Annotated in this window: 14 protein-coding genes; 5 read left to right on the top strand and 9 right to left on the bottom strand. The window is 74.2% G+C overall.

What is annotated here, in order from left to right; genetic code table 11:
- Nucleotides 1-26 precede the first annotated feature (26 nt).
- Nucleotides 27-1,538: an AMP-binding protein gene (locus tag AB0D29_RS11285; RefSeq protein WP_362853378.1), complete on the top strand. Its 1,512-nt coding sequence runs from the start codon at nt 27-29 to the stop codon at nt 1,536-1,538.
- A 9-nt stretch (nt 1,539-1,547) separates the two neighbouring features.
- Here AB0D29_RS11285 and AB0D29_RS11280 read toward each other — a convergent pair whose 3' ends face one another.
- From AB0D29_RS11280 to AB0D29_RS11265, 4 genes are all read right to left on the bottom strand, one after another.
- The gene (locus AB0D29_RS11280) at nt 1,548-2,702 is read right to left on the bottom strand and encodes a serine hydrolase domain-containing protein (RefSeq protein WP_362853376.1); all 1,155 of its coding nucleotides are present in this window, start codon (nt 2,700-2,702) and stop codon (nt 1,548-1,550) included.
- 103 nt (nt 2,703-2,805) lie between these two features.
- Nucleotides 2,806-2,988 (bottom strand): hypothetical protein, encoded by a 183-nt coding sequence (locus tag AB0D29_RS11275; protein ID WP_362853375.1) that lies wholly within the window; start codon nt 2,986-2,988, stop codon nt 2,806-2,808.
- 62 nt (nt 2,989-3,050) lie between these two features.
- On the bottom strand, nt 3,051-4,382 hold the full coding sequence (locus AB0D29_RS11270) for a sigma-70 family RNA polymerase sigma factor (RefSeq protein WP_362853373.1): 1,332 nt from the start codon (nt 4,380-4,382) through the stop codon (nt 3,051-3,053).
- Complete coding sequence (locus tag AB0D29_RS11265; protein ID WP_362853372.1) at nt 4,379-4,795, bottom strand: YciI family protein; 417 nt, start codon at nt 4,793-4,795, stop codon at nt 4,379-4,381. The genes AB0D29_RS11270 and AB0D29_RS11265 overlap by 4 nt, the downstream gene beginning before the upstream one ends.
- Nucleotides 4,796-4,977: 182 nt before the next feature.
- Here AB0D29_RS11265 and AB0D29_RS11260 point away from each other — a divergent pair, with 182 nt between their 5' ends.
- Together AB0D29_RS11260 and AB0D29_RS11255 are read left to right on the top strand one after the other, a co-directional pair.
- Entirely contained in the window at nt 4,978-5,409 is a 432-nt protein-coding gene (locus tag AB0D29_RS11260) for a GNAT family N-acetyltransferase (RefSeq protein ID WP_362853370.1), read from the top strand.
- A gap of 143 nt (nt 5,410-5,552) precedes the next feature.
- Entirely contained in the window at nt 5,553-6,275 is a 723-nt protein-coding gene (locus AB0D29_RS11255) for a hypothetical protein (protein WP_362853369.1), read from the top strand.
- Here the strand turns inward: AB0D29_RS11255 and AB0D29_RS11250 are convergent.
- Nucleotides 6,272-6,973 carry a lysophospholipid acyltransferase family protein gene (locus AB0D29_RS11250; RefSeq protein ID WP_362853368.1) on the bottom strand — a complete coding sequence of 234 codons (702 nt, stop codon included), beginning with the start codon at nt 6,971-6,973 and terminating at the stop codon, nt 6,272-6,274. The two genes, AB0D29_RS11255 and AB0D29_RS11250, sit on opposite strands and share 4 nt — an antisense overlap.
- 224 nt (nt 6,974-7,197) lie before the next feature.
- Here AB0D29_RS11250 and AB0D29_RS11245 point away from each other — a divergent pair, with 224 nt between their 5' ends.
- Entirely contained in the window at nt 7,198-9,519 is a 2,322-nt protein-coding gene (locus tag AB0D29_RS11245) for a serine hydrolase (protein WP_362853367.1), read from the top strand.
- Nucleotides 9,520-9,604: 85 nt separating this feature from the next.
- Here AB0D29_RS11245 and AB0D29_RS11240 read toward each other — a convergent pair whose 3' ends face one another.
- Together AB0D29_RS11240 and AB0D29_RS11235 are read right to left on the bottom strand one after the other, a co-directional pair.
- Nucleotides 9,605-10,411: a hypothetical protein gene (locus tag AB0D29_RS11240; protein WP_362853366.1), complete on the bottom strand. Its 807-nt coding sequence runs from the start codon at nt 10,409-10,411 to the stop codon at nt 9,605-9,607.
- A complete protein-coding gene (locus AB0D29_RS11235) occupies nt 10,411-11,697 on the bottom strand; it encodes a VWA domain-containing protein (RefSeq protein ID WP_362853365.1) in 1,287 nt (428 codons plus the stop codon). The genes AB0D29_RS11240 and AB0D29_RS11235 overlap by 1 nt, the downstream gene beginning before the upstream one ends.
- Before the next feature lie 173 nt (nt 11,698-11,870).
- Here AB0D29_RS11235 and AB0D29_RS11230 point away from each other — a divergent pair, with 173 nt between their 5' ends.
- The gene (locus AB0D29_RS11230) at nt 11,871-12,236 is read left to right on the top strand and encodes a DUF6204 family protein (RefSeq protein ID WP_362853364.1); all 366 of its coding nucleotides are present in this window, start codon (nt 11,871-11,873) and stop codon (nt 12,234-12,236) included.
- A gap of 61 nt (nt 12,237-12,297) precedes the next feature.
- On the opposite strand, the gene AB0D29_RS11225 is transcribed toward AB0D29_RS11230, so the two are convergent.
- Nucleotides 12,298-13,953, bottom strand: a complete 1,656-nt coding sequence (locus AB0D29_RS11225) for an FAD-dependent monooxygenase (RefSeq protein WP_362853362.1) — start codon at nt 13,951-13,953, stop codon at nt 12,298-12,300.
- A gap of 76 nt (nt 13,954-14,029) precedes the next feature.
- Entirely contained in the window at nt 14,030-14,440 is a 411-nt protein-coding gene (locus tag AB0D29_RS11220; RefSeq protein WP_030770995.1) for an organic hydroperoxide resistance protein, read from the bottom strand.
- Nucleotides 14,441-14,542: the final 102 nt, after the last annotated feature.

The raw sequence follows: 14,542 nt of genomic DNA, 5'->3' as shown, positions 1-14,542 counted from the left end.
CAGGGCGCGGAGAGGCGGGTCGGCGCGTGGTGGCCGCACGGTACGTCACGGAACTGGTCGGGGCGCTGGAGCGGAACGCGGGGCGGCCCGCCCTCGGGAGCGGCCCGCTCGTCCTGGAGTTCCAGGAGGTCCTGGACGGTGCCCGCCGGCTGGCCGGGGTGCTCGCCGAAGCGGGGATCGGGCGCGGTTCGGGGCTGGCGTGCGTGGCGGGCACGAACCGGCCGGAGGTGCTGCTGGTACGGATCGCCGCCCATCTGCTGGGTGCGCGGCTGACGCAGGTGCTCGCCGGGCCGGCCCTGTACGGGCTGGACTTCATCCTGCGGGACTGCCGCCCGGACCTGGTGGTGCACGATGTCGCCGTGCCCGGTACGGGGGCGCCGCGGCTCGCCCTGGACGAGCTGCACCGGCGGGCCGCTCTGCGCGAGGCCGCGCCGGTGTCCGTGGCGGCGCGGGAGGACGACGTGGCGCGGGTGACGTACACCGGCGGGACCACCGGGCGGCCCAAGGGGGTGGCCTCCACCTTCGGGGCGATGGCCGCACGGAACGCCGTACACGCGGAGGGCTGGGCGGACGCGGTGTACCTGTCGGTCACCTCGCTGGCGCAGCGCTCGGGCGGCCGGTGCCTGGAGCAGTTGCGCGCCGGGGGGCGGGTGGAGATCCTCGACCCCTTCGGGACCCGGGAGTTCGCGGCGGCCTGCCTGCGGCTGGCGCCGGTGTCCACGTACCTGACGACCTCGATGGTGTACCGGCTGCTGGGCGACCCGGTGACGGCCCACGGCGTGCCCGGGCTGGAGACCGTGTCGTACGGCGATTCCCCCGTCCACCCCGAACGGCTGCGGGAGGCGGTGACCCGCTGGGGCGGCCGGTGGCAGCAGGGCTACGGCATGAACGAGGCGGCGGTGATCTGCCGCCTCTCCCCCGCCGACCACGAGGCGGCGGTGGCCGGGCGGCCCGAGCTGCTGGCGTCGGTCGGGCGGCCGGTCGCGGGGGTGGAGGTCGAGGTACGGGACGAGCGGGGGACGGCGGTGGCGGCCGGGGACACGGGCGAGGTGTGGGTGCGGTCGGCGGCGATGATGGCCGGGTACTGGGGCCGGCCCGGGCTGACGGACGGAGTGCTGCGGGACGGGTGGCTGCGGACCGGGGACCTCGGACACCTCGGTGCGGACGGCTACCTGTACCTCGACGACCGGGTCAAGGACGTGGTGATGGTCGACGGGGACAACGTGTACTGCATGCCGGTCGAGGCGGCGCTCACCCGGCATCCGGCGGTGGCGCAGGCCGTGGTGGTGGGCCGGCACAGCGAGCTCACCGGCGAGGAGGTGTGCGCCTTCCTGGTGCCGGCGCCGGGGTGTCCGCCCGGCGCGGACGTGGCCCGTGAGGCCTGTGACCTGGTGGAGAAGGAGCTGGCCCCGGCGCACCGGCCCACCGCGGTGTTCTGGGAGCGGACGATCCCGCTGACCGCCCGGGGCAAGCCGGACAAGCGCCGGCTGCGGGAACGCGCTGCCGCCGGTGGCGGCGGCAGCGGCGGACGGGCGTAGCGACGCGCGCTAGTGCCGGGCGGCGGCGTAGGTCCAGAACTCCCGCATCACCTCGGGCGGGGTCGGGGCGGTCAGTTCCCGCTGGGTGAGCAGAACGGTGACCGTCCCGGTCGCGGGGACCACGTGCGCGGCGGTGCCGGTGCCGCCGATCCAGCCGTACCGGCCCGGAACGTTCCACGGGTCGATGCGGGCCACGTCGACCGAGCCGCCGAACCCCCAGCCCTGACCCTCCAGGAACAAGGTGGCCTCCTCGCGCTGCCGCGCGGTGAGGTGATCGGTGGTCATCTGCCGTACGGACTCCCGCGAGAGCAGCCGCCCGCCCTCGTACGCGCCCTCCGCGAGCAGCATCCGGCCGAAGGCGAGCAGGTCGTCGGCGGTGGAGACCAGCCCGCCGCCGCCGGACGGGAACGGGGGGAGGCTGCTCCACTGGCCGTCGGGCGCGTCGACCCGCTCCAGGGCGCCGCCGTCGGACGCGGCACGGTAGGAGCTGGTGAACCGGTGGCGCTGCTCGCGCGGTACGGCGAAGGCGGTGTCCCGCATGCCGAGCGGCTCGAAGAGGCGCTCGGCCAGGAAGACCTCGAAGGGCTGCCCGCTCGCGCGGGAGACGAGTACCCCGAGGATGTCCGAGCAGGTGTGGTAGAGCCAGGCCCGCCCCGGCTGGTGCAGGAGCGGGATGCCCGCGAGGATCGCCGTCCACTCGTCCGGCGCCGCGACCTGCCCGGGCTGCGACGGCCCCTGCCCCAGCTCGCTGAACAGCGGGGCCACGGCGGGCAGCGAGAAGTCGGTGGGGAAGCCGTAGCCGGCGCGGAAGGTGAGGAGATCGGCGACGGTGATCGGGCGGTCGGCGGGAACCACGTCGTCGACGGGTGAGGACGGGGTGCGGACGACCACCGGCGCCGCGAGTTCCGGCAGCCAGCGCGCCACGGGGGCGTCGAGGGCGAGCAGACCCTCCTCGATCAGCACCATGGTCGCCGCGGCGGTCACCGGCTTGGTGACCGAGGCGATCCGGAAGAGGGAGTCGCGCGCCATCGGGGCGGCGCCTGACGTGTCGAGGGAGCCGACGGCCGCGACCTCCACGGCCTCGCCGTGGGCCACCAGGCCCACGGCGCCGGGCAGTGATCCGTCACCGACACGGGTCTCCAGGAGCCTGCGCAGGTCGCTCATGGGTCCACCTTCTCGTACGTGCGGATGCTCGTAGGGAAGACTGCTGCCGGGCCGCGCATTCATCGGTCCGACACGCACCGAACCACGGTCGCCCGGACAGGGCCTAGGCGGCCGGGACCACCGAGGCCCGTATGGCCGCGGCCCACTCCTGCAGCAGGACGGCGTGCCGGATCCGCTCCCCGTCGGAGAGGCGGCCCTCGGCGCGGGCGAAGAGGCAGCGGATGTCGGCGTTGATCTCGGCGAGGGAACGTTCGGCTGCGGGGTGGTCGTCACGGGTGCGGCTCACGTGATCAAGAGTAATCGCGGGGTGTGACAGCCGTGGACCATGTCCGTCATGCGGACGCCCCCTCAGTCCGCGATCCGGGCGGCCCGGAACTGGAGGTAGCGGCGCTCCGGAACGCTGAGGGTGAGTCCGGCGGCCTTCGCGTAGGCGGCACGCGCCGCCGCCCGGTCGCCCGCCATCTCCAGCAGGTGGGCCCGTACGGCCTCCAGGCGGTGGTGGCCCGCGAGGCGGTCGTCCTCGTCCAGGGCGGCGAGCAGCGCGAGGGCCTGCCGGGGCCCGTGCACCATGGCCACCGCGACGGCGTGGCCGAGGCGCTCGACGGGGCCGGGGACCAGTCGCATCAACACCTCGTACAGGGCGAGGATCTCCGCCCAGTCGGTGTCCCCGTCGCTCGCCGCCTCGTCGTGGACGGCCGCGATCGCGGCGCGCAGCTGGTAGGGGCCGAGCGGGGCGTGGGTCAGGGCGTCGCTGACCAGGGCGACCCCCTCGGTGATGGCGGCGCGGTCCCAGCGGGTGCGGTCCTGCTCGGCGAGGGGGACGAGGCTGCCGTCGGGCGCGGTGCGGGCGTCGCGGCGGGCGTCGGTGAGCAGCATCAGGGCGAGCAGGCCGGCCACCTCGCCGTCGGCCGGCAGCAGGACGTGGACGGCGCGGGTGAGGCGGATCGCCTCGGCGGCGAGGTCGGCGCGTCGCAGATCGCGGCCGGAGGTGGCGGTGTAGCCCTCGTTGAAGATCAGGTAGAGCACCTGGAGCACGTCGGCGAGCCGCTCGGCGCGGTCAGGGGCGTGATGCGGGGCATGGTCCGAGGCGTGGTCCGGGGCGCGGTCCGGGTGCCGGCCCGGATCCTGGTCCTGGTCTCGGCCGTCGTGCGGGATGCCGAACGGTGCCCCCGAGGCCTTGATGCGCCGTTTCGCCCGGCTGATCCGCTGCCCCATCGTGGCCTCGGGAACGAGGAAGGCACGGGCGATCTCGGCGGTGGTGAGCCCGCCGACGGCGCGCAGGGTGAGGGCGATCCGGGCTTCGGGGGACAGTTCGGCGTGGCAGCAGAGGAAGAGCAGGGCGAGGGTGTCGTCCTCGGCGGGGGTGCGGCTCTCCCCGGGTGGCGGCTCCACGAACGCGTCGCGCGGGGTCAGCGCGGCGGCCGTCTCCTCCCGGCGCCTGCGCGCGTCCTCGCTGCGCAACTGGTCGGTGAGGCGGCGGGAGGCGACACGGATCAGCCAGCCGCGCGGATTGTCCGCACGGCCTTCCGCGGGCCATTGGCGGGCCGCGGCGAGCAGGGCCTCCTGTACGGCGTCCTCGGCGGCGTCGAAGTGCCCGTAGCGGCGGACGAGCGCGCCGAGGACCTGCGGCGCCAGCCGGCGCAGCAGGTCCTCGCTCGCGGGGACGGATTCCGTCGTCACATCTCGGTTCCGGAAGCGCTGTCGACGGGTCGCACGACGACCGGGTAGTTCGGCGCGCCCTCCGGCACCGGGCAGGCGTAGGCGCGGGCGGCGATCTCGGCGGCCCGGGCGAAATCGGGGACGTCGACGATCCAGTAGCCGGCCAGCACCTCCTTCGCCTCTCCGTACGGTCCGTCCGAGATCACGGGGGCTCCGTCGGCGCCCACGGTCACCAAGCGGGCCTGGCGGGGTTCGGTGAGGCCCTGTCCGTCGACCCACTCGCCCGACTCGACGAGCTCGGCGTTCAGGGCGCCCATGTGGTCGTACATCGCCTTCAGCTCCGTCTCGGACCAGGCCGGGCCGCCCTCGCTCGCCTTGCCGTACATGGCGTCGTAGTCGGCCTGCCTGCCGAGGACCATCAGCATGTACTTCATGGGGTGCCACTCCTTCTGTTCCCACTCACGGCTCCGGGATCGGGAGCCTCTCGCACGGGACGTCGGAGCCGTCCTTCCCATTTCGACACGTCGGCCGGTGCCGCGCGAGACGGCCGCGCACGGCCGGAGGCGGGACCGGCCGGGACCAGGTGTCGCCCGAGGGGCCCCTTACGCTGGCCCCCATGAAGATCATCGACCTGGAGCCGGGCGACCCGCGGCTCACCGCCGACCTGCTGCCCGTGCTGCGCGAGCTCCGTCCCCACCTCACCGAGGAGCTCTTCCTCGGGATCCTCGCGGAGGGGCACGGCCAGGGGCTGCGCTTCACCGCGGCGTACGACGCGGACGGCGGGTGCGTGGGCGCGGCCGGCTGGCGGCTCGTCGCCACCACCGCGCTGGTCCGCAAGCTCTACGTGGACGATCTGGTCACCGCCGCCTCGACCCGTTCCACCGGGGTGGGGCACGCGCTGCTCGCGCACCTGGAGGAGCACGCGCTGGCCGCCGGCTGCACCGCCCTCACCCTCGACTCCGGCACCCAGCGCACCGACGCGCACCGCTTCTACTTCCGCGAGCGGATGGCCGTGACGGCCTTCAGCTTCGAGAAGCCGCTCGGCTGAGCGGGCCGGGGACCGGGGTGCGGTGCCCCGGGGGGAGGCCGTGACCGAAACGTCGCCGCCCCGAGGCCCGCTCGGGATCGTCGGGCGCCCAGGTGGTTGCTACGTTCCTGCGGAAGCCGACCGACCCTGGGGGAACCGATCTCATGTCCGCATCCCGAGGCCCCCGGAGGGGCCTGTCCGCCGCGGCCGTGGCCGCCGTTCTGCTGGCGGTCTCCACGGGGTGCGGGGACAAGGGCGGCGAGGTCCCGGCGGCCTCGGTTGCGGCCTCGGCTTCGGCTTCCGCGGAGGTGTCGGCGTCCGCCTCGGAGTCGGCGGCCGCGGCCTCCTCGGCCCCCGCCTCCGCGCCCGTTTCGGCCTCCCCGTCCGGTTCCGCCGTGCCGCCGGCCCCGGCCACGACCCGGGCGACGCCGCCTGCGGCTCCGACCCGGCTGAGCGTCGCGGTCGACACCCGGGGCGGCCGGCTCGCCCTCGTACGCGGCGGCGCCGCGCAGGAGTTCACCGTCACCCTGCGGAACGGGAACTCCGCCGAGTACCGGCATCTGCTGGTCGCCTTCCAGATGGAGTCCCTCGTCGGCGAACCCGGCGACCAGCCGGGCAGCGGGCCGGGTTTCCTGCTGGAACGCCTCGACCAGGCCTCGGGCACGTGGCGTCCGGCCGACTTCCGCATCGCCAACGACGTCAAGCCGGTGTCCCTGTACACGGGCGGCGGCCCGCTCGCCCGCGAGGCCGTGCGCGTGGAGCGCTACCGGCTGCGGGCGACCGCCGGCGGGCCGACGGGCAGCAGCCCGGTGGTGGTGTCCTTCATCGACACGGACGCCGACCGGGAGGTCGCCGCCCACGTCGTCCTCACGCACGCGACCCGCTAGGACGGCTCGGACGTCTGGGACGGCCGGGACGGCCGGGACGAAGCTGCCGAGCACGCCTCCCCGGCTGCGAGCGCGGCGGTCCGCCAGGCGGCGGTGACGGCCCGTCGGGCCCGGTCCGTCGCCTCCGGCACCCGGTCGGGGAGCTGCAGCGGCGAGCCGATGTGAACGTGCAGGCAGGGCCGGCGCAGCGGGGCGGTGACGACTCCGGCGAGCTGCTTGGCGCTGCTGCCGGAGCACAGGCGACGGGCTCCCGCCTGGCCGACGGGGACGACGGGCGCTCCCGTCGCGGCGGCGAGCCGGGCCAGGCCGCTGCGGAAGGGACCCGGGGCCGACTCCCCCGCGTCGCGGCGCGACGGCAGACCGCCCTCGCCGTAGAGCAGCACGCTGCGGCCCGAGGCGAGGGCGACGGCGGCGGCGTCCAGGGAGTCGGCGGCCCGGGCGGTGCCGCGGTGGACGGCGATGTGCCCTTCGCGCCGGAGCGCGGAGCCGAGCAGGGGTACGCGCCACAGGCCGCCGGTGGCCAGGATGACCGGCTCGATCCCGTACCGGCGCAGTGCGGCGACCACGACGGCCGGGTCGGCGAGGGAGGTGTGGTTGGCGACGAGGATGCTCGGCGCGGCGGGCCGCGCGCCCGGGTCGGCGGTGACGGTCAGCCTCCCGAAGGCGGGGACGAGGGCGGCGGCGATTCGGCTGAGCATGGACGGCCCCGTTCGGATGCGGTGGTTGTGCTGGTGCGGTCCATCGTCGACCGGTGGGGTGGCGCGGTCATGAGTAGCCGTACTCAATCGAATATGACCGAACTGTCACAGGATCGAGCGCGCGGAACGTACGGGGGCACCGCGCACATCTAGCACTTCGGCGGGGCTCCTCGGGGCTCCGCCGCACGGTATCGGAACGGTGTGAACAGCAAGGCGGGGCAGGGATGAAGGCGGTAACGGTGGCGGGCGGTTCCTCGGACGACCCGGAGATCGAGCAGGGGACCGCCGTCCCGGAGGTGGAGCCCGATGTCGCCCCCGACATCAGGGACGACGACACGACGCCGGCCAACACCCCGGACCCCCGGGCCCGGCCCGAATCCGAGGCGACGGCCCAGCCCAAGCCGGAACGCACGGCTGACGCCAAGGCCGACACCGGTGCCAAGACCGGGGCAGCGAGCGGGGCCGAGGCGGAGGCCGAAGCCGGGGCAGAGGCAGGGGTCGAGCGCCAGGGCGGCGCGGAAGCCGGAGCCGAGACGGGGACGGAGCCGCAGGCCGAGGGCGACAACGGAGCTGAGGTGGAAGCCGCAGCCGACTCCGATGCGGGAACCAAGGCTGCGGTAGAGCCCGTGGCCGAAGCGACCGAACCGGCGGGCGACGCTGTGGACGAAGTCGCAACCGGGTCTTCGACCCAGGCGGCACCCGAAGCCGAGGCTGCGGTCGAGCCCGTGGCCGACGGCGAGGTCGACGCCGAGGCCGGGCCGGAGGCCGAGGCCAAGCCGACCCGTAACGCGGCGCGCACAGCCGAAGCCGAGACCACGGCCGACCCGAAGGGCAACGCCGGCGGCGCAACCGCAACCGGGCCCGCACACCAGGCGGCCCCCGAAGCGGCCGGCGGTGCAACGGCAACCGAGAACAAGGCGGGTACCAAGGCCGCCTCCGCGGAGCCCGTGGCCGACCACACGGTCGACGCCGAAACCGGGCCGGAGGCCAAGGCGGCAACCACACCGGCACGCACGGCCGAAGCGGAGGCCGAGCCTGAAGGCGAGGCGCCCGCGGCCGGGGCCGATGAGACGCAGGTTCTCCTCGCGCCCCGGCCCCGGCCCTCCTGGGCGCGTGAGGCCGAGGCGAAGGCGGAGCCGCAGGCGGACTCCGAGCGGACGAGCAAGTTCGTGGCGCTCAAGCCGCTCGACGTCGCCCCGCCCGCCGCGCCGCAGGCGAACCCGCGGCTCCAACCGCCGGAGGCACCCGCTCCGCTGCCCCCGCTCGATCTGCTGGCCGAGCTCACCAACACCGCTCCCCCGCCGGAGACCCCGCGCCGGACCGCCGTGCGCCGCGTCAAGGTGTGGACCCCGATCCTGCTCGTCCTCGCCGGTGCCTACGTCGGTGCGCAGATGCTGCGCCCGCTGCCCGCCCCGCAGATGGTCTCCGCCGAGACCAACCGCACCGTCGACGGGCAGTTCACCATCCCCTGGCCCGCCAAGGGCCAGGGGGCCGTCCGCATCGCCGGCTCCGGCGACATCGGCACCTTCGGTGAGCAGAAGCCCGTCCCGACGGCCAGCGTCGCCAAGGTGATGACGGCCTACGTGATCCTCAAGGGCCACCCGCTGCGCAAGACCGACCCCGGTCCCGACATCACGGTCGACGCGAAGACGGTCGCGGACGGCAACTCCGAGCACGAGTCCCGGATCGTGGGACTCACCGCCGGCCAGAAGTTCAGCCAGCAGGACATGCTGAAGATGCTCATGATCCCCTCGGGCAACAACGTGGCCCGGCTGCTGGCCCGTTGGGACACCGGGACCGACTCCGAGGCCGCGTTCGTCGCGAAGATGAACGCCGCCGCCAAGGAACTCGGGATGGCCGACACCACGTACACGGACCCCAGCGGTCTGGACGCGGGCACCGTCAGCACCGCCGCGGACCAGCTCAAGCTCGCCGAGGCCGTCATGAAGGACGAGGTCTTCCGCTCGATCGTCACGCTGCCGAACGCCACCATCAAGGGGCTTTCCACGCCGCTCGACAACAACAACGACCTGCTCAACAGCAGCATCCGCGGCATCAAGACCGGTTCCAGCACACCCGCCGGCGGGGCCCTGATGTGGGCGGCGTACAAGACGATCGACAACAAGGACCAGTTGATCCTCGGCACGTTGATGGACCAGCACGCGGACGGCCCGGACCTGAACGCCGCGAACAGCCTCATCCTCGTGCAGGACAACAGCAAGAAGATCATCGAGGCGGTAAGGGGGGCCCTGGCATCGGCCCCCGTCATCCGCAAGGGCCAGCAGGTGGGGTACCTGGACGACGGGCTCGGCGGCCGTATGCCGCTCGTGGCCACCAAGGACCTGAACGTGATCGGCGTACCGGGCCAGCAGCTGAAGCTGTCGCTCGTGCCCGGCGCCTCGCCGCTGCCGCACACCGCGAAGGCCGGTTCCGAGGTCGCCGTCCTGACGGTCGGCGACGGCCAGGGGGCCACGAGCGTGCCGGTGGCGGTCCAGGGGGACCTGGCCGAGCCCTCGTTCGGCACCCGCATGACCCGCATGCGCTAGAACGGCCGGTACGGGCAAAGGAGGTCGCGGCCCGAGGGCCGCGACCTCCTTGTCCTACAATCCCGTTCAGGCCTGCCCGAGCAGGTCAGGCACCGCTCGGCACCCGCGACGGCCGGCCCGAGCCGCGCGTGAGGGAGTACCCGAACATGCCCGCGGCAGCAGCGAGCACTCCGCCCATCGCGGTCCAGATCCAGCGGTCGGACCACCAGCCGCCGGACCAGCCGTCCTCCGGCTCGCGCAGGGACGCGGTCACCGTGCCGGCGACCAGGGGCGTGGAGAGCGCGCCGTCCACCGCGTGGACTCCGCCGGTCTCCTTCACGTCGGCCTCGACGGCCGCGCGCACCGGCAGGCCCAGGTCCTCCTCCGGCAGGTTCACGACCGTGAGGCGGACGTAATAGCTGCCCGGCAGCGGGTCGTTGGCCCACTGCTCGGCGCCGGCGCGGACCGTGCGCAGGGTGCAGGACAGTTCGACGGACGCGGCTTCCTTCGCCGCGGCCGCGCTCTGCGTGCCGTAGGTGCACGCCTGCCGGCGGCGCAGCCCGTCGTACACGTCGAGCTGCCAGGTCGAGGCGCCGTGCCGGCTCGCCGACGCGGGCAGTGTGACCGCGGCCTTCACCGTGGCGCGCTGCTGCGCGTCGAGCGGCAGCACCCAGTAGAGGTAGTCGCCGGTGGACGCGTCGGCCGTGGCCTTCTGGCCGGGCCGGAACGCCGCGGCGGTACGGAAGCCGGTGCCCGCCTCGGTCGGGGCGGAGTCGGCCTTGCCCTTGCCCGGGGTGGCGGTGGGGCTCGCCGACGGCGTGTCCGCGACCGCCGTGCCCACGGCCGTACCCGCCACCGCGAGGGCGGCGGCTCCGGCGAGCAGGGCGGCGGTCAGTGTGCGTACGGTACGCATCAGTTGGTCCTCCAGACGGAGATGCGCCAGCGCGAGATCCATCCCCACACCAGACCGGCCAGCAGTCCGGCGAGCGCCAGCACGGCCAGCAGCCACCAGCCGCGGCCGAGGCCGAAGGCGGCCACGTCGGAGGCGCCGTCGGGTCCGTCCACCAGGTCGATGGTCAGCTCGACGGGCATGCCCGGGGTGGTCTTGACGGACGCGGGGGCGGAGAAGGAGTTGCTGACCTGGATGCAGACGGTCTCCGCCGCGGGCTTCGCGTCACCGTCTCCGTCCTCGCCGTCGTCGATCTCGGCCTTCGGATATCTCAGTCCGGTGGAGAGGACGTCGGTGCGCCCGTCGCCCGCCTCCGAGCCGCGCACGATCTCGCGCCCGTGGACGGTCGTGGCCCGCAGCAGGACTCCGTAGTCCTTGTTGACGGCGCGGTCGGCGCCGATGCTCACCGAGGCGCGCAGCTCCTGGCCGGGGAGGACGTCCACCCGGTACCAGCGGTGCTCGCCGAAGGTCTCGCGGTCGCTGTAGAGGCCGGCCTTGAGCTGCGGGGCGCCCTCGCACTGCTTGGCGCCCTCGGTCGCCACCGGGTTGACGACCGGGTCGGCGGCCCGGTCGACGAGTTGGCGCACTCTGCTGGAGAGTTCCGCCTTGTGCTGTACCGAGGTGTACGTACCGCCGGTGGCCTCGGCGATGCAGGTCAGCTGCGCCCGGGTCTTCGCGTCGGGTACCAGGCCGAGGGTGTCGATGACCAGGTGGATGCCCTTGGCGGCGATCTCGCGCGCCACTTCGCAGGGGTCGAGCGGGGCGCAGGTGTCCTCGCCGTCGGTGATGAGCACGATCCGCTTGGTGGCGTTGCCGCCTTCGAGGTCCTGGGCCGCGCCCTGGAGGGCCGGTCCGATCGGCGTCCAGCCGGTGGGGGCCAGGGTCGCCACGGCCGTCTTGGCCTCGGTCCGGTCGAGCGGCCCGACCGGGTAGAGCTGCTTGGTGTCCTTGCAGCCGAGCGCCCTGTCCTCGCCGGGGTAGGTCGCGCCCAGGGTCCGTATGCCGAGTTGCACTTCGGCGGGTACGGCGTCGATGACCTCGTTGAAGGCCTGCTTCGCCGCGGCCATCCGGGACTGGCCGTCGATGTCGGTCGCCCGCATGGAGCCGCTGACGTCCAGGACGAGATCGACCTTGGGGGGTTCCTTCGCCGTCGGTCCGTCGGCGGCGGTGGCGCTCGCCGGGAAGAGCCCGACGGCCAGGGCTGCGAGCAGGCCGCACGCCCCGGCCGCCAGCCGTTTTCTAGTGATCATCGCCGGATCGTATTGAGGATCGTCCGGCAATCCAAAACCGGGTGCCCGCCGTGACTTTCGGGGTGTGGGCGGCTTTCCGCCAGGTGCCGCCGCGGTGGCCGGGGGGCGGCGGACGGGGCGGACCGGCGGATATCCGGGTGCATGGGGCGCAGCGCCCGATCTACTCTGCCGGGATGAGTACCCGTACCTTCCGCATCACCGTCCGCGGCTCGTTCGACGGTCTGACCGACGGCCAGCGGGCCGAGCTGCTCGCGGCCGCGCCCGAGCACGACATGCTGCGCGCGGAGTTCACCGCCGAGGGGCACCTGACGTACGACCTCGCGGCCCGGCCCTTCTTCACCTTCCGCTTCCTGGACTCGGGCGAGGCAGAGGAGGACATCCTCGACGCGACGGCCCGTGCGGAGCTGGCGGCGGAGAGCTGGCTGACCGAGCGCGGTTACGGCTTCAAGCAGGTGAAGTCTCAGGCTCAGGACCTGTCGCAGGCTCCGCTGGGCAAGCGCGGGCGGCGTGAGGCGGCCCGCGCCGACGGCCGGGCCTGACGGCCTCGCCGGTGCGGCCCGGCCGCCGGACGTCGCCGGTCAGGCCGTCGGAGGTCGCCGGTCAGGCCTTGTCGTGCGCGGCGAAGACCGCCCCGAGGTGGGCGGCCAGCGGCTGCGGGGCGGGCGGGGTGAGCCGGGCGCCGAGGTAGCCGTCCGGGCGGATCACGAAGGCCGTCGGCTGGTCGACCGCGTAGCGGCGGGCGAACTCGCCGCGGGTGTCGCCGTACACCGGCAGCACGGCCGCACCGGCCTGGCCGGCGGTCGGGGCGTCGGTCGGGGCGTCGGCCGGGAGCACCACGCAGGCCTCCACGCGGCCCCCGGAGGACTCCCTTGCCGTCCGGACGAGTTCGTCGAGGCCGGGCCCGGTCCCGTACAGCAGCAGGAGGTGCTCGCGCTCCCGAAGGAGGTCGTAGAGCCGCAGCGGGTAGGCGGGGATCTGCCCGGTGAGCCCGCCGCAGTCCGGTGCCCGGTCGCCGGGCCGGGGCCCCCGGCCCGCACCGGGCGGGTCCACGACCGGGCTTCCCCGGTAGCCGACGAGGAGTTGGGCCTCGCGCAGCATCAAGGTCGCCGGGTCGTCCGGGTCGGCCTCGAATCCCTGGACGGCGTGCCGCACGGTGCGGCCGACGACCTCCTCGCCGACGGGCCGGCGCTCGGCGTCGTAGCTGGCGAGGAGGGCGGGGTGGGCCGCGTCCCGGACCGCGAGGGCGAGTTTCCAGGCCAGGTTCCAGGCGTCCTGGATACCGGTGTTCATGCCCTGGGCGCCGGTGGGCGGGTGGATGTGGGCCGCGTCCCCCGCGACGAAGACCCGGCCGTCCCCGTACCGGTCCACGATCCGGTGGCTGATGCGGAACACCGAGGCCCAGCGGATGTCGGAGGCGGTGGTCGGTTCGGGTGACAGCCGGTCCAGGACGGTCTGGATGTCCGCCAGTCCGGGGGCCCGGCTGCTCTGCAGGCCGTGGGCGATCCCGTCGGAGGCGTCCTCGGCCTGCCGCGCGGTGGAGAGTTCGGGCGGCACCATCATCGACATGCGGTACCGCCCCGGCCCGGGCAGCGGGATGCACACCAGCACGTCGTCGACGGCGCCGGCACCGTCGCGGTGCAGGGAGCGCACGCCGAACCCGCGCGGTACGTCCCAGTCGACCCGCACGTCGGCGAGCATGTACTCCTCGGGGAAGGCACCGCCCTCGTAGCTGAGCCCGAGCCCCTTGCGGACGATGCTGTGCGCGCCGTCGCAGCCCACCAGGAAGCGGGTGCGCACCTCTTCCTCGGCGCCGGACGGGCTGTGCAGCCGGCAGGTCACCCCGCCGGCGTCCTGCCGGAACGACACCAGTTCGGTGCCGCGTTCGACGGCGGTGCCGAAGCGGGCCAGGAACTCGTCGAGGATGCGCTCGGTCTCGTACTGCGGCAGCGCCGCGAATCCGTAGGGCACTTCGGGCGGCAGGACGAGGTCGAGGCGCGGCTGCTCGACGCCGTTGACGTACAGGTACTGGCCGCGCATCGGGACGGCCGCCTCCAGGGCCGCGCGGACCAGTCCCATGCGGTCCCAGATCTCCAGGGTGCGCGGCTGGATGCCCACGGCCTTGGCGAACGGCAGCCGGGCGGGCAGCCGGTCCACGATGCGGCAGGAGATTCCGCGCCGGCGCAGCTCGGCCGCGGCGGTCAGTCCGACCGGGCCGGCGCCGACGACCAGGACGTCCGTTGCGTAGGTGTGCGCCACTGGCGCCTCCCGGCGTGCGGCCCCCCTGGGGTTCGGTGCCCCTCCATGGTCGCCGCGCGCCGGGTGTCCGGCATCTTTACTCGATCACGAGGTCGACGTCGATGTTGCCGCGGGTGGCGCGGGAGTACGGGCAGACCTCGTGCGCCTGCTTCACCAGCAGGGCGCCCGTCTCGCCGGCCAGGGACTCGGGGAGCTCGACGCGCAGGGTGACGCCCAGGCCGAAGCCGGCGCCGTCCTTGCCGATGGAGACCTCAGCGGTGACCGAGACCTCGCTGGTGTCGGCCTTGGCCTGGCGGCCGACGAGGCCGAGCGCGCTGGCGAAGCAGGCGGCGTAGCCGGCCGCGAAGAGCTGCTCGGGGTTGGTGCCCTGCCCGTTGCCGCCGAGCGCCGGGGGCATGGCGAGGGCGAGGTCGATCTGGCCGTCGGAGCTGACGGTGCGGCCCTCGCGGCCGTTGGCGGTGGCGACAGCGGTGTAGAGCGCGTCCATGAGAGTCCCTCTCGCAGAAATGAACCGTGGCGGCGGCCGGTGGTCGGCCGCGCTCCACTAGTAGAGCACGCAATTCAGTTGTGCGCAATTCAATGTCGCTCA

Source organism: Streptomyces sp. NPDC048424, assembly GCF_040651555.1.
Classification (GTDB): domain Bacteria; phylum Actinomycetota; class Actinomycetes; order Streptomycetales; family Streptomycetaceae; genus Streptomyces.
Note: the sequence above shows the minus strand (reverse complement) of the source record. Positions and strands in the feature narration are given on the sequence as shown.

What these genes read in the sequence shown, in the direction of transcription:
- AB0D29_RS11280 (WP_362853376.1), bottom strand. Translation starts at nt 2,702, where the DNA reads ATGAGCGACCTGCGCAGGCTCCTGGAGACCCGTGTCGGTGACGGATCA.
- AB0D29_RS11265 (WP_362853372.1), bottom strand. Translation starts at nt 4,795, where the DNA reads ATGAAGTACATGCTGATGGTCCTCGGCAGGCAGGCCGACTACGACGCC.
- AB0D29_RS11260 (WP_362853370.1), top strand. Translation starts at nt 4,978, where the DNA reads ATGAAGATCATCGACCTGGAGCCGGGCGACCCGCGGCTCACCGCCGAC.
- AB0D29_RS11255 (WP_362853369.1), top strand. Translation starts at nt 5,553, where the DNA reads ATGTCCGCATCCCGAGGCCCCCGGAGGGGCCTGTCCGCCGCGGCCGTG.
- AB0D29_RS11250 (WP_362853368.1), bottom strand. Translation starts at nt 6,973, where the DNA reads ATGCTCAGCCGAATCGCCGCCGCCCTCGTCCCCGCCTTCGGGAGGCTG.
- AB0D29_RS11245 (WP_362853367.1), top strand. Translation starts at nt 7,198, where the DNA reads ATGAAGGCGGTAACGGTGGCGGGCGGTTCCTCGGACGACCCGGAGATC.
- AB0D29_RS11240 (WP_362853366.1), bottom strand. Translation starts at nt 10,411, where the DNA reads ATGCGTACCGTACGCACACTGACCGCCGCCCTGCTCGCCGGAGCCGCC.
- AB0D29_RS11235 (WP_362853365.1), bottom strand. Translation starts at nt 11,697, where the DNA reads ATGATCACTAGAAAACGGCTGGCGGCCGGGGCGTGCGGCCTGCTCGCA.
- AB0D29_RS11230 (WP_362853364.1), top strand. Translation starts at nt 11,871, where the DNA reads ATGAGTACCCGTACCTTCCGCATCACCGTCCGCGGCTCGTTCGACGGT.
- AB0D29_RS11220 (WP_030770995.1), bottom strand. Translation starts at nt 14,440, where the DNA reads ATGGACGCGCTCTACACCGCTGTCGCCACCGCCAACGGCCGCGAGGGC.